Origin of the sequence: Salinibacter sp. (genome assembly GCF_036626415.1) — a bacterium.
In the GTDB taxonomy this organism is placed as follows: domain Bacteria; phylum Bacteroidota; class Rhodothermia; order Rhodothermales; family Salinibacteraceae; genus Salinibacter.
Map to the genome: position 1 here is coordinate 33,254 of NZ_JAZKRW010000004.1, position 21,248 is coordinate 54,501.

Sequence of the window (21,248 nt, forward strand, 5' to 3'; positions counted from 1 at the left end):
CTTTCAAGGCTGGGCAGGGTGGCATCCCTCGGCTCCGGGCCCCGTTGCCTCGTGCTTTCGTGGGGTTTTGTGTGCGGGGCGCGTCTCGTGTGTAGGGGCGCGCAGGGGGCCGGGGATCCTTTGGCCCTCAATGTCGTGTCGACTCACCAAATTGGCTTCGATCAATGGCTACACCCGAGATGCAAGACACGAACGACTCGGACCTTGATGCTCAGGCGAATGCCTCGTCGGGCGCCCCGAAGGCCGACTCGCCGGAGCCAGAACGGCCGGATGGCGAACCGCCCTCCCCGCCCTCCCCGCCCGACGCGGAGACGGCCGTGGAGGCCGCTGCGGAGGAGATCCCGGCCGAGAATCTTATGCATGGGGACGGCCACGCCGCCATCCCCCAGATCCCCTCCATCACGTCGGACGAGTCGATCGAGGTCGACGAGCTCTCCCCCGCGGACTTTGAGCCCGATGATCTGCGGCAGCGGCTCCGCACGATGATGCTCTCGCGGCGGCTCGACGAGAAAATGATGACGTTGCTGAAGCAGGGGAAGGGGCACTTTCATATCGGGTGTGCCGGGCACGAGGCCGTGCAGTCGGCCCTCAGCCGCTACTCCAATCCCGGCCAAGGCCCGGGCCACGACTGGTTTTGCTTTTACTACCGAGACCTGTGCATGGCGCTCTCGCTGGGGATGACGCCCCGAGAAACCCTGCTCGCCCACCTGGCAAAGGCCGACGACCCAAACTCCGGCGGGCGGCAGATGCCGGAGCACTTCGGCCTGGAGCACCTCAATGTGATGACGACCGCCTCCTCGGTCGGGGCACAGTTTAATCCCGGGCTTGGGTTCGGGTTTGGGATCCAGCAGCGCGGGGACGACAACTACGTGTACATCTCGTGCGGCGACGGGGCCACCTCGCAGGGCGACTTCCACGAGGCCCTCAACTGGGCGGCCCGCGAGCAGGCGCCCGCCCTCTTCTTGGTTCAAGACAACAAGTACGCCATCAGCGTCCCCATCGAGGAGCAGACCGCGGGCGGCACCCCCTACAAGCTGGCCGCGGGCTACGAAGGGCTCAGCCGGATGCGGGTGGACGGCACCGACTTCTTCGCAAGCGCCTCCGCCGCGCAGGCCGCCATCCAGCACATCCGCGACGGTCGGGGGCCGGTCTGCCTCGTGGCCGACGTGGTGCGCCTGCTGCCCCACTCTTCTTCGGACGACCATACCAAGTACCGCACCCCCGACGAGCTGGAGGCCGATCGGAAGATTGACCCCATTGCTCGGATGGAGGCGGCCCTGATCGACGAGGGCGTCTTGACCAAGGACGAGGCGGAGGCCCTGCAGGAAGAGGTTCACGAGACGGTGGACGCGGCGGCCGAGTGGGCCAAGCAACAGGACGACCCCGATCCCGAAACGGCCACCGACCACGTCTTCTTTGAGGGCGAGCTCAACATCGACTACAACTCGGAGGACGACCTCGACGAGGACGCCGAGCCGATGGTAATGGTCGACGCCATCAACCGTACGCTCAAGGAGGAGATGGCGCGTGACGAGTCGGTCGTCGTCTACGGTGAGGACGTGGCGGGCGACAAGGGCGGCGTCTTTACCGCGACGAAGGACCTCACCGACGAGTTTGGCGGGGATCGCTGCTTCAACTCGCCCCTGGCGGAGGGCTCGATCATCGGCACTGCGGTGGGGTACGCCGCGAGTGGCTTCACGCCGGTCGTCGAAATCCAGTTTGCCGACTACATCTGGCCGGCGATGCAGCAGCTGCGCAACCAGGTGGCCCCCTTCCGCTACCGCTCGAACGGGGAGTGGAGCTGCCCGATGGTGATCCGCGTCCCCTGTGGCGGCTATATCCACGGCGGCCTCTGCCACTCGCAGAACGTGGAGTCCATCTTCGGCCACACGCCCGGCCTGAAGGTGGCCCTCCCCTCCACCGCCGCCGACGCGAAGGGCCTCCTGGCCACCGCCATCCGCTCGGAGGACCCGGTGCTTTTCCTGGAGCACAAGGCGCTCTACCGCGCGGCGTCGGCCCGCACGCCCACGCCGCCCGAGGACTACACGCTGCCGTTCGGGGAGGCCCGCGTTGCCCGGGAGGGGACCGACCTGACGATCGTCACCTACGGCATGATGACGCAGAAGTCGCTCAACGTGGCGAAGGAGCTGGAGCAGGAGGGCGTGGACGCAGAGGTGGTGGACCTTCGCACCATCGTGCCGCTCGACTCCGAGACAATTCTGGAGTCGGTGCAGAAGACGAACCGCGCGCTCGTCGTCTACGAGGACCACGAGTTCATCGGCTTTGGGGCCGAGCTCTGCGCCCAAATCGCCGACGATGCATTTACCTATCTCGACGCCCCCATCCGCCGGGTGGCCGGCGAGTTTACGCCGATTCCGTTTGCCCACGACCTGGAGCGCGCCGTGCTGCCGAGCGACGAGGGCATCTTGGAGGGGGCCCGCGACCTGGTCGCGTTTTAGACCCCCTTGGAGGTGCTACGGCGCCTCGGCCCGTGGCGTGGACTCGGAGGCCTGCATGGTGTCCGGCTGCGCGGAGTCCGGGGCCGGGGAGGCGGTAGACGGCACCTCCTGGACGCGGGTGACGCCCACGCCGCGCTTGTACACCATGGCCCCGCCGTTTTCTCCCGTCTCGTACATCGGATACAGGGTTCCCAGCCCCAGAACGAACAGGACGACGTGGACGGAGCGTTGGGCCCGAACCCAGGAGACAAACAGCCCGGCGGTTCGGAGCAGGGCGTACCCGCTCGTGGACACCATGGTGTACCACGCCCAGAACGAGTGTGTCGACAGGGTTGAGGCGGCCCCGGGCGTCACGATCGGTACCGTGTCGATGGCCCAGGTGCCGCTGTAGTAGCTCGCGGCTGCGCTCAGCCCCGTCGCCGCGTACAGCCCCGTCGCGACCTCCTGCCCTGTTTCCCAGCGCTCTCCCAGCCACAGGGCCAACGCGTCGGCGGCAACGGCAACAAAGATCAGGGCGATGGGAAAGTGAACGATGAGCGGGTGGGCGTTGGGGACCCACTCGGGCAGCAAAAAGTCGGGGACCACAGCGAAACGGACAGATTGTAGAGATGGCGTGGACACCCCCGAAAACCCGCCGCCGCGAAGACGTGGTTCTCGTAGATCGTAATCAACTCGCCATTGCCCTGCTATACCTCAACGAAAACGGAATAATCGGTCGTCCCGTGCCCTCCTCGACCGGGGTGCTCTGAACCGGGCCCGGGCAGGAAGGGGCCGGTTCCGCTTGTGAACAGAAGCCGGTCCGGCCCAAGAAGCGATGTTTCCGGAAACGTCGGGCACTGGAAACGTCGGGCACTGGTGCGCGCGATGCCTACGGCTTGAGGTAGGCGTGCGCAGAGCCGTTTGTCCGGGGCCGGTCGCCAGGGCCGGTTTCCAAGAGCAGGCGTCGCAGGCGGACTCGCGACTCGTGCGACGGGCCCGCGACCGACCGCAACCGCTGGAGGTAGGCGTTCAGGACAGCACGGGTGTGCGGCACAGGGCCCTCCAGTCCGAGAATGTTCGGGTGCTCGGTGGGGTGTACGGTCTCGTCGTCCCACACGAGTCGCTCGCTGAGCTTCTCGCCGGGCCGTCGGCCCACGTACTCGATCATCGTCTCCGGGTCGATGTGGGGATGCGCGCGCCGGATGAGGCGCTTGGCCAGCCACGCGATGCGAAGGGGATCGCCCATTCGGAAGATATAGGTGGGACGGGCCCCGAAGGGGAGGGTGTGAAGGACCAGCCCACAGGCCTCCTCGAGACTCATAAAGTAGCGCTCCATGTCCGGGTGCGTCACGGGCAGTGGCTCGCCCGCAGCAAGCTTTGCCTGAAATCGCGGCACGACGCCCCCTTCCGTCCCGAAGACGTTCCCAAAACGCACCGTTGTACAGTGCGTCGGGCCCGAGCCGGTGCGCATGTACCACTCGGCCAGCTGCTTGGTCGCGCCCAGTACGCCGGACGGATGCACGGCCTTGTCGGTCGACACGAAGGTGAACCGGTCGACCGCGTGCTCTTCACAGAGCTGGAGGAGCTGGATCGAGGCCTGCGTGTTGTTGCGGAACGCCTCGGCGGGATGCTGCTCCATGAGGGGGACGTGCTTATAGGCCGCCGCGTGAACCACGACGTCGGGCCGGTGGTGAGCAAGAAGCGCATCCATGCGGGGGGCGTCGCGCACGTCGGCGATGCAAAAGTCGAGGCCCCCCCGATGAGACTCGGAGCAGAGGGCAGTCTTGAGCTCGTACAAATTGTGCTCGCTCACGTCCACCAGGACGAGTCGGGACGGCTCCAGGGCCAGCAGCTGGCGGCTCAACTCCGCCCCAATGGCCCCGCCGGCCCCCGTCACGAGCACCGTGCGGTCGGACAGCATGTTGCGCAGGGCGTCCCGGTCCACGTCCACCGGCTCGCGGGACACGAGGTCGTCCAGGTGGGGGCCAGGGGCGGCCGTTTCGGGCGTCGGCGGGGCGGGCGGGGGCGTCCTCCTCATGGAGAGAAGCCCCCGCCATCCCAGGCGAAGGCCGAGAATCCCGACGAGGGCCACTGGCCCCAGCCCCGCAAGGACGCTTCGAGGCGGCACGGCGGCCGGGTCGATCGCGTAGACGAGGGCCCCCGTGCATCCCCACGCCCCGACGAGCCACGCCCCCACGCGCAGCAGATCCGCCGGGCGCATCTGGCGGGGCGAGAGGCGGTAGGCACCGCTGGCCCCCAGTGCGGCGCCGTACACGGCCAGAACGAGGACGGAGCCGGCCGCCTCCCACGCCGTCGTCTGGAGAAAGCCCCAGCCCCCGGAGTGAAGCGTGTATCCGAGGAACAGTCCCCCGCACAGGATCAGCGCATCCGGAAGGGCCAAAAGGACCGGGCTGCGGAGCCACGACTTGGAGGCAGGGAGGAGTGCGCTGAGGAAAGGGGTGGACATAGAACAATACCAACGGGTTCAGGAGTCCTCTAGGATGTCCTGGGGTGAGGGAGGTGCCGGGCCGGAGAGGTTCTGCCGACGTCCTCCACGAGAGCCGTGTACCGGTCGAGGATGGTCGCCCGGTCGAAGTGCCGCTGGGCCGCGGCCCGGGCATTCTGGCTCGCCTCCCTGCGAGCCCCGGGAGACGCAAGGACCGACTGAATTTGGTCCGCAAGGGCGTCCGGCGCCTCGGGCGGGACGACCCATCCACAGCCGTGTTGCCTTACGAACCGCTTCGTCCAGCCAGGGTTCGTCACCACGACGGGCGTTCCGGTCGCGAGGCTGTCGAACAGCTTGCCCGGCGCGTTGGCGGCCAGCACCGGGCGGTCGCGGAAGGGGACGAGGGAGAGGTCGGCGCGTTCGAAGAGCGCCAGGGCCTCGGGGTAGGGGAGGGGCGGAACCCGCCGGATGGCGTCGTGCCGGTGGGCGGCCTGGTCCACGAGGGGGGTGTGGTGGCCCCGCCCGGCGAGGGCCACGAGCACGTCCGAGCGGGCGCTGACGAGCCGACGAGCCGCGTCGAGCAGCGTGGGAATGGCGTTGGCGCGGCCGAACGTGCCGGCGTAAAGGACCAGGAAGCGGCGATCAGGGGGCAGGTGGTGTGTGACCGAGCGGCGGGCCTCTTCGCCGGCCGCATCGAGGAGGGCGGGAGCGGCCCCGTACGGCAGTGTCGTCACCGACGCGGAGGGGGCCTGGACGCGGACGTGCTGCTCCATGTCGGGCGACACCGTCACGACCTCGGCCGCGCTCCGATACAGGGCCGCCTCGCCCCACCGCAGCAGGGCGTGCAGGCCACAATCCGGCAGGGCGCCCATCTGGATCGGGAAGGCAGGCCAGAGGTCGCGCACCTCGAAAACCCAGGGCACGTCGCGCAGGTGGGCCACGAGGCCCGCCGCCGCGGCCGCCGTCAGCGGCGTGGATGAGCCGAGGATGAGGTCCGGTTGTGGCATTTGCAGGCCATGCCGGACGGCCCGGGCCGCGTAGTTCAGAAACGAAGTAAGTCGTTGGGCGGGCGACATGCCGTTGGCGTAGGGCACGTCGAACCGCACGAGGTCGACGCCCGGTGGCGCCCACGGAAACCGATGGGCCGTCCGCGTGTCCTCCCACGCCCGGGTCGTGATCACCGTCACCGCGTGGTCTTTCCCCAGCCGTTCCACCAGCGCGTAGGGCCGGGCCGCGGTGGGACAGTCGGGCGTGTGGTAGTGCTGCAGAAAGACGGCGATGTGCATGAGGCAGGGCTATTGGGGACGAGCAGGGACCCCGACGGCGGTGCAATGGGGCGGCAGGTCGTCGGGGACCACCGCCCCGGCCCCCACCGTTGCGCCGGCACCGACGGTGACGCGAGGGAGCACGACGGCACCCGCCCCAACGGTAACGCCCGTTTCCAGGTGCACCGCCCCGGAAATATGGGCCCCGGGGCGGAGCGAGACACAGGCGTCGAGCACCGCGTCGTGGCCCACCGTACAGTGCTGGTCGAGGACCGCGTGCGGGCCAACCTGGACGTCGACGGTCGGGGCGGCGCCCCGGCAGAGAATCGCCCCGGGACCGAGAGTGACCGTCCGGTGGACCGACACGGTGGGGTGGACGAGCGCAGCGGGCTGCAGATCGGCAGCGGCGAGGCGGTCGGCGACGGCGCGGCGGCTCTCCCCATCCCCAAGGGCGAGGGCGAAGCGGGGGCCCCTCTGTTGGGCGAGCCAGTCGACGCCGCCCCGGACGGGATGCCCCATCACGTCGGTGTCGTGCAGGGCCGGGTCGTCATCCACGAAGCCCTGGAGGGCCCACCGCGGCGTCTGCGTGTTCACGGCCTCGACGAGCGCGGCCACCTCGCGCCCGAATCCGCCGGCCCCGACCAGAAAGAGGGGGGTGGGCTCAGGCATGCGACCGGGAAGCAGGCGAAAATGAAGGGTTCGTCCCGTCCGTCCCGGTGACGCCAACGCCCTGCACCAGCGTGATGGGGGTGCGGAGCAGGATCCACAGGTCGAGCAAAAGACGCCGGTGCCGCACGTACCATACGTCGAGGTCGATGCGCTCGGGCCACGAGAGGGCATTGCGTCCGTGGATCTGGGCCCAGCCGGTAAGGCCGGGGCGCACCTGGAGGCGCCGTCGCTCGTGCGGGCCGTACTGCTCCACCTGCTCCGGCAGCGTGGGGCGAGGACCGACGAGGCTCATCTCCCCGCGGAGGACGTTCCAGAGCTGGGGCAGTTCGTCGAGCGCCCAGCGCCGGAGCACTGCGCCGACCCGCGTCGCATGGGCCGCCGGCTGCGTCGGATCGTCCGGCTCGCGGGTGAGCGTGCGAAATTTATAGATGCGGAACGGTTGTCCCCGGTGTCCGGCCCGCGTTTGGGTGAAGAGCAGCGGCCGCCCGTCGTCGAGCCAAATGCAGAGGGCCACGAGCCCGAACAGGGGCGAGAGCGCCACCAGAAGCACGCTCGTGCCCCCGAGGTCGAGGGCCCGTTTGGCCGTCGTGTATGGACCGGAGCGGTGCATGGTGCTACGATTGACGGGGCAGAGAAGGGAGCGTCTCGGCCAGGGCTTCGGCCACGCGGCTCACGTCCGTGCGGGACATGTCGCCGAAGAAGGGCAGGGCCAACGTCCGCGCCGAGACCGCCTCGCACATCGGAAAATCGCCCGAGGCAAACCCGAACCGGTCGCGGACGTGGGGCTGCAGGGGGATCGGGGGAAAGTACGGCGCGCAGCCGATCCCGCGGGCCTGCAGGCGATCCATGAGCTGATCGCGGGCGTCGGTGGCGAAATGGTCGCGCAGACGCACCACGTACACGAACCAGCTGCGTTCGGCGTCGGTCGGAGAGGGAGGACGCACCAGGTCGTCGGCAAGGGGGGCGAGGGCGTCCCGGTACATCGCCGCGACGGCGGCGCGGCGGTCGAGCAGCGTGTCCAGGCGGTCGAGCTGTGCGCAGCCGAGGGCCGCCGACATCTCGTCGAGGCGGTAGTTGTAGCCGAGGCGGTCGTGGCGAAGCGCGCCGTCGTCGGGGGGGCGGCCCTGGTTGCGGAGCGCACGGCACCGGCGGGCCAGATCGCCGTCGTCGGTCGTAATGCAGCCGCCCTCGCCGGTCGTGACCTGCTTGTTGGGGTAGAACCCAAAAGTCGCGGCGTCGCCCCAGCTCCCGACGGGCCGCCCATCCACCGATGCCCCGATCGCCTCGCAGGCATCGTCGATAAGGGCGAGGCCGTGCGCCTTTGCCAGGGCCGTGAGGGCCGGCCAGTCCGCGGGCACGCCGAACACGTCGACCGCAAGGATCGCCTCGGTCTGTGGCGTGAGGGCGTCCTCCACGCGGCCCACGTCGAGATTGTAGGTCGCCGGGTCAATGTCGACGAATCGGGGGCGCAGGTCCTCGTACAACAAGACGTTGGTGGACGCGACGAAGCTGAAGGGGGTCGTGAGGACCTCCGCGCCCGGCGAAAGGCCGAGGGCCGCGACGATGCAGTGCAGTGCGGCCGTTCCACTACTGACGGCCACGGCGTGCTCGGTGCCGCACCGCTCGGCCATGGCGGCCTCGAAGGCATCGAGCGCAGGGCCGCGGGAAAGACGGTTCGAGCGCAGCACCTCCAGCACCCGCTCGCGCTCGTGGCGCGTCACGTCCGGACGAGCGAGCGGAATCGAGGGGGCATCCGTGGAATGAGCAGCGGGGTGGCTCACGTGCGTGCGGGACAGGGGTCGGTTGGTGGAAAACGTTAACACTGAGAAGCTGTTTTGGCGGACTGTCTATGGCCACCCGGCGGGTGCTCGGTCGCACTCCACCAGCACTTCCTCGCGTACGCTCAGGGCGCTCCGCGCCCAGCGCTGCGACTTCGCGGGGTCCGGGCAGAAGGAGTTCTGCACGCGCCCGGCAGCTCACCAGGGGCCTGACCTCGCTCTTGCACGGCCCCCGATACAAGGCTCCGGGCCCCGTTTGTGCCCGTCGCCCGCTGTGCTCGGCTTGATACCCACCTACCGAACAGCTTCGGAAGATTCAAACCAAACATAAGAAGGCGTCCGGCAAAGTCGAAATGAAGTCGGGCTGCCGGTCTCGCGTGAAGAAACAACGGATCCGAGGGGAATGGGCCGTCGCCGCGTCCATCACGGGGCATCAATGTCTGGGTTCGGGCATTGCTTTTCCGGTCGGTCTTCCCGACGTTCACCTGCGGTTGGTTCCACGTCTCCCGAAGTCGTTGCCTGCACGTGCCGCGTGTCGGGTCCTGTGTCGTGTCCCCTGAATCATTCGGACCGGGGGTATACGTGTGGCATCGCTTTTGAGGCCTGTAGACGTAGACTGGAGGCAGACGTAGGATGGAGGCCGGCTTCCCCTCGCGTCGCCTTGATCGCCGTCCCTGTTGCGCCAGACTTTTTCAGACACCCTGCGTTCTCATCACCATGCCCATTTCCAACGACACGTCCGACCACCTCGACTGGCTCGAGTCGGAGGCCATTCACGTCATGCGGGAGACCGTCGCCCAGTTCGACAACCCCGTCCTGATGTTCAGCGGCGGAAAGGACTCGCTCACCATGATCCACCTGGCCCGGAAGGCATTCTACCCGGCCAAGGTGCCGTTCCCGATCCTCCACGTGGACACGGGGCACAACTTCCCGGAGACCATCGAATTCCGGGACACCCTGATGGACAAGCACGACCTGGACCTGATCGTGGGGAGTGTGGAGGAGACGATTGAGTCCGGGCGGGCCAAAGAGGAACAGGGGCCGGACGCGAGCCGCAACAAGCTGCAGATCGTGACCCTGCTCGACACGATTGAAGAGTACGGGTTTGATTCGGCCCTCGGCGGGGCGCGCCGGGACGAGGAGAAGGCGCGGGCCAAGGAGCGCTTCTTCTCGCACCGCGACCGGTTCGGCAACTGGGACCCGAAGAACCAGCGCCCCGAGCTCTGGAGCCTGTACAATGGCCGGAGCGGCCAGGGCGAGCACTTCCGCGTGTTTCCGCTCAGCAACTGGACGGAGCTGGACGTGTGGCAGTACATCCAACAGGAGGGCGTCGAGATTCCGAGCCTCTACCTCGCCCACGAGCGGACGATGTTCGAGCGGGACGGCGTGCTGCTCCCGAAGTCTCCCTACAACGACCTCCGCGACGACGAGCACTACGTGGAGAAGATGGTGCGCTTCCGCACGATCGGCGACATGACCTGCACCGGCGCGGTGGAGTCGACGGCGACGACGCTCGACGAGGTGATCGCCGAGGTGGCCACGACGCAGCAGGCCGAGCGCGGGGCGCGGGCCGACGACCAGCGCGCGGAGGCGGCCATGGAGGAGCGCAAGCGGGAAGGGTACTTCTAATCAATGACTCATCGGGGCATTGACTCATTGGGGCAGTTGGGCAAGAGGCATTGGGCGTGAGCAAGGGTCGAAGGTCGAAGGGGGGCTTGCCTGACACTCGACACCTCCGCCCGCCCAACTCGATTCGACACTCGCAACTCGACATTCGACACGGACACATGGACGTACTTCGGTTTACGACGGCCGGCAGCGTGGACGACGGCAAGAGCACGCTCATCGGGCGACTCATGTACGATACGCAGGAGATCTTCGAGGAGAAGATGGAGGAGATCGAGCGCAACACCCAGCGGGACGACGAAGAGCTGGAGCTCGCGCTGTTGACCGACGGCCTCCGCGCGGAGCGGGAGCAGGGCATCACGATCGACGTGGCCTACCGGTACTTCTCGACGCCGGAGCGCAAGTTCATCATCGCCGACACGCCGGGCCACGAGCAGTACACCCGCAACATGGTGACCGGCGCCTCGACGGCGGAGCTGGCCGTGGAGCTGATCGACGCCCGGAACGGGGTGCTGGAGCAGACGCGGCGGCACGGCTTCATCACCTCGCTGCTGCAGATTCCCCACGTCATCGTGGCCGTCAACAAGATGGACCTGGTCGGCTACAGCGAGGAGCGCTTCCGCGAGATCGTGGCCGCGTACGAGGACTTCGCCGACAACCTGGACGTGCAGGACATCACGTTCGTCCCCATCTCGGCCCTGAAGGGGGACAACGTGGTGCACCACTCTGACAACATGCCGTGGTACGAGGGATCGACCCTGCTGCACCGGCTGGAGACCGTGCGGACGGAGTCGACGCGCAACCAGGTGGACTTCCGGTTCCCGGTGCAGACGACAATTCGACCGCACCAGGACTTTCGGGGCGTTGCCGGTCAGGTGGCGTCCGGCACGATTCGGCCGGGCGAAGAGATTACGGTGCTTCCGGCCGGCTACACCTCCGAGGTCGACACGATTACAACGCTGGACGGCGACCTCGACGAGGCGGGCCCCGGCGACTCGGTGGTGCTGTCCCTCGAGGATGAGCTTGACGTCAGCCGCGGCTCGATGCTCGTCCGGAGCCGCAACAAGCCGGACGTGACCCGGCAGCTGGACGCCGATCTGTGCTGGATGAACGAGGAGGCGATGCGCCAGGACCGCCCCTACGTCCTGCAACACACCACGCGCCGGACGCAGGCCTACGTCTCGAAGATCGTGTACCGGACCAACGTGGAGACCTTCCATCGCGAGGAGGCCGACACCTTTGCGCTCAACGACATTGGGCGCGTGGAGATCGAAACGGCCGACCCGTTGTTTATCGACCCGTACAAGATCAACCGGGCGACCGGCAGCTTCATTTTGATCGACCCGGACACCAACGACACGGTGGCCGCCGGCATGATTCGGGGGGTGGCCGAGGACGTAACGCCGTTTGGCGAAGTGACCGAGTCCTCGGGGGAGGACGAGACGGAGACCTCGCCGAACGTGGTGTGGGAGGGGCTCCAAATTCCGCGGGAGGAGCGGGAGCAGAAGAACGGCCACAAGGCGGGGGTCGTGTGGCTGACGGGCCTCTCCGGCGCCGGCAAGTCCACCATCGCGAAGGCGGTGGAGGAGCGCCTCTTCGACGAAGACGTGCAGACGATGATGCTCGACGGCGACAACGTGCGGCACGGCCTGAGCGGCGACCTCGGCTTTGCGCCCGCCGACCGCAAGGAAAACGTCCGCCGGGTGAGCGAGGTGGCGCGTCTCTTCTTCGAGCAGGGCAACGTGACACTCTGCTCGTTCGTCTCGCCCTACCAAGAGGACCGCGACCGGGCCCGCGAGCTGCTGCCGGAGGACGTCCGCGACCGCTTCCTGGAGGTGCACGTCGACTGCCCGCTGGAGGTGTGCAAGGAGCGCGACACGAAGGGCCTCTACGCGAAGGCCGAGGCCGGTGAGATTGCCAACTTTACCGGCGTCTCGGCGCCCTACGAGGCGCCCTCGGATCCGGACGTGGTGGTGAACACCGACGCGGACGACGTGGAGGCGTGCGTCGATCAGATCGTCGAGGCCCTGGAGGCGCGCGGCATTATCTAACCCAAGTTGCGTGTTATTTCGCACCCCGGTGCGGCGCTTGAAGTAAAGCGACCGAGTAGTCTCTGGGCTGTGTTGGATGCAAAGCGACCGAGTGCACCAGGGATGAATCTCCCTTAGTTGAGCAGATTGTGCCATAGAGATTCTCCGTCGGAACATGCAGACTCCTGAATCCGGTCCAGAATGACCGTCTTTCGGGCAGGGGGGTAAATCGTCAATCTGAAGAGACAGATGAGGCTTCGATCTTCCTGGAAGATGCGTTGTTTTCGGTATTGAGCATTGGTCATTGAATTCCGTCCTTCGCTAGAGGCCGCCCTTCCATGCTTTCCGAGACCACTTCGCACCGTCTCCGGGACGTCTTCGCTGATCATCCTGTCGTACAGGCGGCATACGTCTTCGGATCGGTGGCGGCCGAACGTGAGCGGCCCAACAGCGATCTCGACCTCGCGGTTGTCGTTGACCCGAAACGCTGGGAGCCGTACGACAAGGTCCGATTAACCACCGACTGCATGGAGGCGGCGCAGCGGGACCACATCGATCTGGTCGTGCTTAACGACGCTCCCCTTGTACTGCAGTTTGAGGCGGTGCGGGCCAATGAGCCTCTCTACAGTGCAGCGGACTTTAATTCCGGAGCGTTTGTCTCGAAAGTGGCCCGCATGTACTGGGATTTTGAGCCGTATCTTGACTCCCAGCGCCGAGCCTACAAAGAACGTCGCCTCAAACGTCCCGATGGTTCGTCCTGAAACCCTCCGGCGTCGCCTGCAGAAGCTGGATGAGTTCATCGAATATCTGGAGTACGCGCAGGCGTACTCGTTTGAGGAATTTGCGTCTAACGTTGAGGTCTACAGTGCAGTTGAGCGGAACCTGCATCTCTCCATCGAGGCCCTCAACGATATGGCAGGACACCTCATTGTGGACGAAAACCTCGGCACCTTCGAACGGGCTCAGGATTTGCCGGCCCTCCTTGAAGAGCACGGGTTCATCGATGAAGGAGATCGAGACACTTGGCAGGACATGATTGGCTTCCGAAATGTACTTGTCCATGAGTATGCGGACATTGATCGGCGGACGGTCTACGCAGCACTTCAGGAGAACCTCGATGACATCCGTCGTCTCTCGCACGTCTTCGATCGTTTTCTGGAATAGGGGAATTCCTCTTGGAAGCTTCGCGGAGAGAAGGGCTCAGTTGTCAAACCCATGACGCCTCATCCCTTGCTCGGCCCCGACGCTTGGATTACGGGGGCGGTGGTGCTGGGGCTAGTGGGCGCCTTGATGGCGGACTGGGGCCGGCCGGATCTTGTGCTGTTGAGCGGGCTCTCCGTCCTGCTGGTTACGGGCGTCGTGTCGCCCGACCAGGCCTTTGCCGGGTTCTCCAACTCTGCGGTCCTCACCGTCGGCGCCCTTTACGTGGTGGCCGGGGGCGTGCAGCACACCAACGCCCTCTCGACGCTCGACCGGGTGCTCTTTCCCGACACCACGCGGCTGGGGCCGCTCCTGGCCCGCTTCATGGTGCCCACGTCCGTCCTGTCGGGGCTGCTCAACAACACGCCCATCGTGGCGATGCTCATTCCGCGCCTGCAGGCCTGGGCCGATGCGCAGGACATCCCCGCCTCAAAGCTCATGATCCCGCTCTCCTACGCGGCGATCACCGGGGGCATGATGACGCTCGTGGGCACCTCTACGAACCTCATCGTCGCGGGCCTGATGGAGGCGGAGGGCTACGAGCCGCTCCACCTGTTCGACGTCACCTGGGTCGGCGTGCCCGCGGCGCTGGTCGTCATCGCGTACTTTGTCCTGGGCGGCCACCGGTTGCTGCCGGACCGGGGTGGAGGCACGGCGGCGGTGGAGGAAGAACTCGGCCAGAACATGTTTGAGGTGACCGTCACCGCGTCGTCGCCCGTCGTGGGCCAGACGGTGGCCGAGGCCGGCCTGCGCGACCTCGGCGACGCCTACCTTACCCACGTCCGCCGTGGGGAGCAGGTCTTGCAGGGCCGCCCCGACCGGGGCCTCGAACAGGGCGACATCCTGGCCTTCAACGGCAGCCTCGCCGCGCGTGAACGACTGCTGGAGCGCCCGGGCCTCGAGCGGACCCTGCCGGCCCCCGAAGGCCCGCAGGGCGATCCGGTCCGCTACGAAACGCTTCCGCTCTACGAGGCCGTCATCGCCGAGTCGTCGGACCTCGTGGGCACGACGCTCGGGGCGGCCAACTTCCGCGAGCAGTATCAGGGCGTCGTCCTCGGCATCCAGCGCCAGGACGAGCCGGTAACGAGCCCGGTGGGCACGACGGAGCTGCAGGCGGGCGATCTGCTCATTGTGGAGGCGCCGGACGACTTCGAGGAGCGGTGGAGCAGCGGGAGCCGGGAGGAATTCTATCTCGTAGCGCCTCGCAACGGGCAGGCCCGGCAGGCCGCAGCGACGGAGGGCGAGGAAAGGGGGGGCGATGAGCGAGCGCGCAGCCGCCGGGCCCCGCTCGCTCTCCTGCTCACGGCGGGGATGGTGGGAGCCGCGGCCACCGGCCTCGTTCCCATCGTCACGGCCGCCTTCATCGCGGCCCTGCTTATGATCCTGACCGGGTGCATCCGGGCGGCCGAAGCGCAGCGGGCCCTCAACGTGCAGGTGCTCGTGGTCATTGCCGCTGCGCTGGGCATCGGGAAGGCCCTCCAGACCACCGGCCTCGCCAAGGCTGTGGCCCAGAGCGTACTGGCGTTCACCGAGCCCCTCGGGCCTGTTGCCGTGCTCGTGGCCCTGTATCTCATGACCAATCTCCTCACGGAGATGATCACGAACAACGCCGCTGCCGTGCTCATGCTGCCCATCTCGATGGCCGCGGCATCGAGCCTTGGGGCGCCGCCCGTCGCTTTTGGCCTCATCGTGGCGGTGGCCGCCTCCGCAAGCTTCCTGACCCCCATTGGGTACCAGACCAACCTGATGGTGATGTCGCCAGGCGGGTACCGGTTCAGCGACTACGCCCGCGTAGGCTGGCCGGTCACGCTCCTGGTGATGACAACCTCGGTCACGATCATTGCTTTGGTGTGGCTGTAATGCCGTTTTTGACGTCCCCGTGTCGGATCGAACACGAGCCGAGGTCGGAACCGAGGGAGCTCCTGAACACTCGCACCTCTACAGCACCAAGGCGATTCGTCGAGCGAGTTCCCGTCTTAATCGAATGAAAATCGGGCTTTGTCGAAGAGAGTAGGGAAGGGGGAACCTGCTTTCCTATTTTCGGAAGCGCTAGACGTCTCCCATTCTGGCGTTGCGTATGGCGCCCGCCTTCCCGTCTGCAGACGAGTCGCCTCTGATGTACGTCCCCGATCCGTCGCCGGCCGCACTGGCTTCTCACCTCCGCAAGACGACAGCCCCCGACGAAGTGGCAGTGGTGTTTCTGGGGGACGCACACAAAGATGCATTCTCGCAGTGGGAGCGTCTCGGGGCCGAAACGGAGTGTCCGGTGGTCGCCGGCCTGTTTCCCGGGGTCGTCGACGGTGCCCGCTGGCACCGCAAGGGCGCCGTGGTGTTCTCGGTCCCGGTTCAGGGAAGGCCGCAGGTGCTCGACCTCACCGGTCCCGTCCCCGATCCGACCGAGGGGGAGACGGCCCTCTCCAAATCCTCGTTCCTGGTATTGGTGGACGGGCTCTCCGAGCACGTTGGAAAAGCACTTTCGTGGCTTCGAGACCGGTGTGGAACGGAGCGCATCTGTGTGGGAGGAGGCGCGGGCCGCCGGTCCATGACACAGGGGCCGTGTCTGATCGCGAACGAGAGGCGTTGGCAGGATGCCGCCGTGGTCATTCCCCTGGCCGGACAGGTAGACCTTGGCGTGCGGCACGGCTGGACGCGAACCGGGACCTCACTCGTTGCCACGCGGACCGATGGTGCCGTCATCGAACACCTTAACTGGGAGCCGGCGGCTGAGGTCTATGCCCGGTCCGTGGAGGCGCACCAGGGCGCGCCGATGGCGCCGGACGCGTTCGCCGAAATGGCCGCCCGGCACCCGTTCGGCATCCTCCGCGAGGGCCGCGAGGACATTGTCCGCGATCCCGTCGCCCACGCCGACGACGGTAGCATTCGCTGCGCCGGGCCGGTTCCGGAGAACACTGTCCTGCATGTGCTTGAGGGCAGCGCCGACGCCCTCATTGATGCCGCCGGGCAGGTCGGCGCCGAGGGAGAGCCCTCCGAGTCGACCCCGGACACGGTGTTCGTGGCCGACTGCGTCTCCCGCCAGTTCTATTTAGATGACCGCATGGACGAAGAGCTGGAGGCCATCGCGGCGGGCGGACGTCGCAACGACCCAACCCCGTACGGCGTACTGAGCATCGGGGAAATTGCTTCCGATGGAACCGGGCACCTCGAATGGCTCAACAAGACGACCGTCCGGGCCTCGTTCTGAATGTCCTCGTCGTTCTCAACGTCCTCGTAAGGGAACGGTGAGGGTGCAGGTGCACAGGCGTTGAGGCGAGCAGGACGCGGAGGAGCTGTGGAGGGGCCCTGCCGGGACCGGACGGGGAGGCTTCCACCATCGTCAGATGGGCTCCAAATCGAGTTTGGGGCGACGGAGGTGGGGTTTTCTCCCGGAGGAAGCAGTCTTCCGGCGGTGCGCACAGGCCTTACACAACAGCACAGGCCGTTCTCAGAGCTCGGAATTCGAACGCACTCCAGCGCATGCTGCCATGGCCGATTCGTCCGAACTTATCGACCAGCTTTCCCTGTTGTACGAGCTGTCGCTCTCCGTGGGAGCGACGCTGGAGCCGGCTGAGAATGCGGCGGCCTTTGCCGGAACGCTGGCCGCGCGGAAGGACCTGGAGGGAGCGGCCGTCTGGAGGTGGAACGAGGGGGAGAACGGCCTCCATCTCCTCCACGCCACGCCCTCGTCGTACGTCGAGACGGAATTTCTGCCCGCCGGTCATGTCCTCGTACAGCGTCTACGGGCCGACGCCTCTGTCTCCGGCCACGCGTCGGACCCTGAGTTCGACTCTCTGGCGACGGGGCGGGCTGCCCGCGGCGGCGCCCTCGCGGCCCTGCGCCTGGGCGACCTCGGCTTCCTGGAGCTTCACGACTCGCGACGCGAGGCCCCTTTCCCGCCCCGTGAGCTGCGCCAGCTCGATCCCGTCCTCGTCAAGCTCGAACAGGCCCTCCGCGGGGGGCGCTCGCACCAGCAGCTCGAAGAGGAAGTCGAGCGCCGCGTCCGCACCGAAGAGGCCCTTCGCCGGTCCCGCTCCCAGCTCTCCGCCCTCGTTCAGAACCTGCAAGACGCCGTTCTGCTCGAAAATGAGGAGCGTGAGTTGTTGCTGGTCAATCAGGCCTGTTGCGACCTGTTCGAGATTCCTCAACCCCCGGAGGCGCTCTCCGGTGCCGACTGTGCGGCGGCCGCCGACACCGCCAAGGATCTCTTTTCCGACCCGTCGGACCTCACCGACCGGGTAGAGGTCATTCTGGACGCCGGAGAGCCGGTGCTCGCCGAAACCCTCCACATGGACGATGGGCGCATTGTGGAACGCGACTACGTGCCCGTCGATTTTGGCGACGAGACGACCGGTCACCTCTGGAAGTACCGAGACGTCACCAAGCAGCGGCGGCTCGATGCCCGTCTCCAAGAGCGCGAACGCGCCTACCGTCGGCTCGTCGAGTCTGCCAGTGATATCATCTACCGCTGCGACCGGGACGGGTGCTTCACGTACGTGAATCCGGTAGCGGCAGAGGTAACGGGGTACACGCACGACGAGCTGGTAGGACAACACTTTACAACCCTGGTGCGCCCCGACCATCGCGAGCGGCTGGTGCGCTTCTACCGGAACCAGATCGAGGAAGAGATTTCGGACACGCGCCGGGAGTTTCCCATCGTGACGGCGGACGGGAACGAACTCTGGGTCAGCCAGCAGGTGCAGCTCGTGCGAGAAGACGGGGCCGTTGCGGGGGTACAGGCCATTACCCGTGACATTACGGAGCGCAAACAGGCCGAGGAGGCTCTTCAGAAGAGCGAGGCCCGCTTCCGGACCATGTTCGAGCGCCACAGCGCCCCCATGCTCCTGATTGACCCAGAGAGCGGGGCCATTCGCGACGCCAACGCGGCGGCAGCGGAGTTCTACGGCTACACCGACACGGAGTGGGAGCAGCTCCACATCCAGGACATCAACGACCTGCCTGCCGACGAGGTGGCCGCCCGCCGCGCCGACGCGGAGGGGGGCGAGCAAAACACCTTCGTCTTCCCGCACCGCCTGAAGTCGGGCGAGACGCGCAGGGTGGAGGTCCGCTCCACGCCCATTGAGGTGCACGGCACCTCGCTGCTCTTCTCTATCATCCACGACATCACCGCCCGAGAGGAGGCGCGCGAAAAACTCCGTCGGAGCGAAGAGCGGTGGCGCCGCCTCGTGGAGTCGAACCGCGACCCGATTCAAATCACGGTCGACGGCACCATCCGGTACATCAACCCGGCCGGGGCCCGCATCTTCGGCGCCGAGGCGCCCGAGGAAGTCATCGGCCGGTCCTCGACGGACTTCGTCACCGAACCGGATGTTCTCGAAAAACTCCGTACTCGCAGCCGGCAGCTCGACCGCGGCGAGCCGACGGAGCCGCTGGAGCACACCATTCGGCGCCTGGACGGGGAGGAGCGCATCATCGTCTCGTATTCCCAGCCCGTCGAGTACAAGGGGGAGGCCGCGGCGCAGACCGTGCTTCGCGACGTGACCGAGCAGCGCGAGGCGGAGAAGGAGCTTCGGCACCTGAAGGACTTCTACGAGCAGGTTCTCAACGCGATGCCGATCGACCTGGCGATCTTCGGGCCGGAGGGTCGCTACGAGTACGTCACCCCCAGCGCCGTAAGCGACCCCGAGCGCCGCAGCGACATCCTCGGGATGACGGATGTGGAGTACGCTCGGATGCGAGGGCACAACGTGGAGGTGGCCCGCAGACGCCTGGAAACCATCCGGCGCGTGGCCCGCACCCGCGAGATGGAGCAGTTTGAGGAGACGATCGAGGACCAGAATGGGAATTCCCAGCACTTCATTCGGTTCGTCACGCCGGTGGTGCAGGACGGAGCGGTAATCAATGTGCTGGGCTACGGGCTGGAGATTACGCAGCGCAAGCAGGCGGAGATGAAACTGCGAGACGCCAAAGAGCAGGCGGAGGCGTCGCTGGCCGCCAAGGAACGCTTCCTGGCCACCATGAGCCACGAGGTGCGCACGCCCCTCAACGCCGTCCTCGGCATGGCGCAGCTGCTGGCGCGTACCGACCTGACGGAAGACCAGCGCTCGTACTTGCAGAGCATCCGCTTCTCGGGCAGCACGCTGCTGACCCTGCTCGACACGGTGCTCGACTTTGCGAAGCTGGAGGCGGGCGAGGTGGACCTCGAACAGGTGGCCTTCGATCCTGTGCGTCTGGCCCACCACGTGCGGGACATGCTGCGCAGCAAGGCGGAGGAGAGCAACCTCGACTTTCGGATTGAAGCCGATCCCCAGCTCCCCACCTCGGTCGTGGGCGATGCCGCCCGGGTGGGGCAAATCCTCACCAACCTGGGCAGCAACGCCCTCAAGTTTACCGACGACGGGTCCGTGGTCATTCATATCGAAACCAGCACCGCGCCGGCGGCCGCAGCGGACGATCCTGAGGCGTCGACCTGGATCACGTTTCGGGTGGAGGACACCGGCATTGGGATCCCGCCCGAGCAGCAGGACCACATCTTCGGCCACTTCAATCAGGCCGACGCCGATACGGGAGAGACGCGCAAAGAGACGCGCGAGGGCACGGGGCTGGGACTGGCCATCGTGCAGACGCTGGTCGACCAGATGGGCGGGACGATCGACCTGGAGAGCACCCTGGGGGAGGGCTCTGTCTTTACCGTACGTCTTCCGTTTGCCACCGACGGGGCCGAGTCGACGTGGGATGGCGAAGCGATCTCCGGGGCCCGGCCGGACCTCGCCGACACCCCGTCCCCCGACACCCCGTCCCCCGAGGCGGCTGTGCCCGCGGCGCGCCCGCAGGACCCTCCCGCGGAACGACTGAGCGGGGCGCGGCTCCTGGTGGTGGAGGACAACGAAACGAACCAGGTGGTGGTGCGCGACCTGCTGGTGGGGTGGGGCGCCGAGGTCGACGTGGTGGGCGATGGCGCGGCGGCCCTGGAGCGCCTGAACACGGCGACGTACGACCTGGTGCTCATGGACGTGCAAATGCCCCGGATGGACGGCCTGGAGGCCACCCGCCGCCTGCGCCAGGACCTGGGTAGCGACGTGCCCGTGATCGCGCTTACCGCGTCCATGCTCCGCGAGAACCGACAGAAGGTTTTCGCGGCGGGGATGGACGCTTTCGTCAGCAAGCCCTTCAAGTCCGAGCGTCTGTACCAGGCCGTTGCCGAACACCTGTCCGACACCGAGACCGTCTCCGCCCCCTCGCCCGACACGTCCGCCGCCTCCTCGTCGGCGAGCCGCCCGGCGGCGGAGACGGGCGCTCTGTCTACCCTCGACCTCACGTTCCTCCGCGAAAACATGGGCGGGGCCGAGGCGGCCTGGGACGTGGCGACCACGTTCTACAACCAGGCCGATGCGTTCGTCGACGACTTGGCGGCGGCCCGCGACACCGGCGACGATGAGCGCCTCGGCGACCTGTTTCACTCCATGAAGTCGGCCGCTCAGTTGGTGGGGGCCGAGCGCCTGGGTCAGCTTGCGAAGACGCTCGACGCCACCGAGCCGCCTTATTCTCCCGACCGGCTCGACGCCATCGCCGAGGCGGCCCGCGAAGCCCAGGCGGCGCTCGACGAGAAAATTGTGGACCTTGACCCGGACTGATTATCACCCGCGGGCACGCACTGCTCCCGGTCGTCTCCGGGTCTGGGTCCCCCGGCGCGGTCGTCAGGGCCGGGCCGCCGGAGCAGTGGCCCACGGAGGGGCCAGATTACAGAAAGAAAGGCCTGCCTACAGGAGCAAGGACAGTCGCTCCTGGAGCTCCTCCGGATTGAACGGCTTGTTGAGGTGGTCCTGGGCGCCGAGACGAAG

The 21,248-nt window shown here is 67.0% G+C and carries 14 protein-coding genes; 8 read left to right on the plus strand and 6 right to left on the minus strand.

All coding sequences use genetic code 11. From position 1 onward, the window contains the following. The first annotated feature begins 179 nt into the window (after nucleotides 1-179). The gene (locus tag V5A20_RS01325) at nucleotides 180-2,459 is read left to right on the plus strand and encodes an alpha-ketoacid dehydrogenase subunit alpha/beta (RefSeq protein WP_332326570.1); all 2,280 of its coding nucleotides are present in this window, start codon (nucleotides 180-182) and stop codon (nucleotides 2,457-2,459) included. Between the two features lie 15 nt (nucleotides 2,460-2,474). Here V5A20_RS01325 and V5A20_RS01330 read toward each other — a convergent pair whose 3' ends face one another. The 6 genes from V5A20_RS01330 to V5A20_RS01355 all read right to left on the minus strand — a co-directional run bounded on the left by V5A20_RS01330 (nucleotide 2,475) and on the right by V5A20_RS01355 (nucleotide 8,599). After that, nucleotides 2,475-3,044 (minus strand): DUF2231 domain-containing protein, encoded by a 570-nt coding sequence (locus V5A20_RS01330; RefSeq protein WP_332326571.1) that lies wholly within the window; start codon nucleotides 3,042-3,044, stop codon nucleotides 2,475-2,477. A gap of 283 nt (nucleotides 3,045-3,327) precedes the next feature. Continuing rightward, nucleotides 3,328-4,905 (minus strand): polysaccharide biosynthesis protein, encoded by a 1,578-nt coding sequence (locus V5A20_RS01335; RefSeq protein ID WP_332326572.1) that lies wholly within the window; start codon nucleotides 4,903-4,905, stop codon nucleotides 3,328-3,330. 29 nt (nucleotides 4,906-4,934) lie between these two features. Continuing rightward, a complete protein-coding gene (locus V5A20_RS01340) occupies nucleotides 4,935-6,170 on the minus strand; it encodes a glycosyltransferase family 4 protein (protein ID WP_332326573.1) in 1,236 nt (411 codons plus the stop codon). 9 nt (nucleotides 6,171-6,179) lie between these two features. Continuing rightward, nucleotides 6,180-6,818, minus strand: a complete 639-nt coding sequence (locus V5A20_RS01345) for a NeuD/PglB/VioB family sugar acetyltransferase (RefSeq protein ID WP_332314826.1) — start codon at nucleotides 6,816-6,818, stop codon at nucleotides 6,180-6,182. After that, a complete protein-coding gene (locus V5A20_RS01350) occupies nucleotides 6,811-7,428 on the minus strand; it encodes a sugar transferase (protein WP_332314827.1) in 618 nt (205 codons plus the stop codon). Before V5A20_RS01350 ends, V5A20_RS01345 begins: the two co-directional genes overlap by 8 nt. Before the next feature lie 4 nt (nucleotides 7,429-7,432). Continuing rightward, nucleotides 7,433-8,599 carry a DegT/DnrJ/EryC1/StrS family aminotransferase gene (locus V5A20_RS01355; protein WP_332314828.1) on the minus strand — a complete coding sequence of 389 codons (1,167 nt, stop codon included), beginning with the start codon at nucleotides 8,597-8,599 and terminating at the stop codon, nucleotides 7,433-7,435. 714 nt (nucleotides 8,600-9,313) lie between these two features. Here V5A20_RS01355 and cysD point away from each other — a divergent pair. The 7 genes from cysD to V5A20_RS01390 all read left to right on the plus strand — a co-directional run bounded on the left by cysD (nucleotide 9,314) and on the right by V5A20_RS01390 (nucleotide 21,041). Continuing rightward, a complete protein-coding gene (gene cysD / locus V5A20_RS01360) occupies nucleotides 9,314-10,225 on the plus strand; it encodes a sulfate adenylyltransferase subunit CysD (RefSeq protein ID WP_332314829.1) in 912 nt (303 codons plus the stop codon). Between the two features lie 143 nt (nucleotides 10,226-10,368). Further along, nucleotides 10,369-12,273 carry a sulfate adenylyltransferase subunit CysN gene (gene cysN, locus V5A20_RS01365; protein ID WP_442978379.1) on the plus strand — a complete coding sequence of 635 codons (1,905 nt, stop codon included), beginning with the start codon at nucleotides 10,369-10,371 and terminating at the stop codon, nucleotides 12,271-12,273. 317 nt (nucleotides 12,274-12,590) lie between these two features. After that, nucleotides 12,591-13,013, plus strand: a complete 423-nt coding sequence (gene mntA / locus V5A20_RS01370; RefSeq protein ID WP_332314831.1) for a type VII toxin-antitoxin system MntA family adenylyltransferase antitoxin — start codon at nucleotides 12,591-12,593, stop codon at nucleotides 13,011-13,013. After that, nucleotides 13,000-13,416 (plus strand): type VII toxin-antitoxin system HepT family RNase toxin, encoded by a 417-nt coding sequence (gene hepT / locus V5A20_RS01375; protein ID WP_332314832.1) that lies wholly within the window; start codon nucleotides 13,000-13,002, stop codon nucleotides 13,414-13,416. The genes mntA and hepT overlap by 14 nt, the downstream gene beginning before the upstream one ends. 51 nt (nucleotides 13,417-13,467) lie before the next feature. After that, nucleotides 13,468-15,312: an SLC13 family permease gene (locus V5A20_RS01380; RefSeq protein ID WP_332314833.1), complete on the plus strand. Its 1,845-nt coding sequence runs from the start codon at nucleotides 13,468-13,470 to the stop codon at nucleotides 15,310-15,312. Nucleotides 15,313-15,529: 217 nt separating this feature from the next. Further along, entirely contained in the window at nucleotides 15,530-16,654 is a 1,125-nt protein-coding gene (locus tag V5A20_RS01385; RefSeq protein WP_332314834.1) for an FIST signal transduction protein, read from the plus strand. A gap of 280 nt (nucleotides 16,655-16,934) precedes the next feature. Continuing rightward, the gene (locus V5A20_RS01390) at nucleotides 16,935-21,041 is read left to right on the plus strand and encodes a PAS domain S-box protein (protein WP_332326574.1); all 4,107 of its coding nucleotides are present in this window, start codon (nucleotides 16,935-16,937) and stop codon (nucleotides 21,039-21,041) included. Nucleotides 21,042-21,248 lie beyond the last annotated feature (207 nt).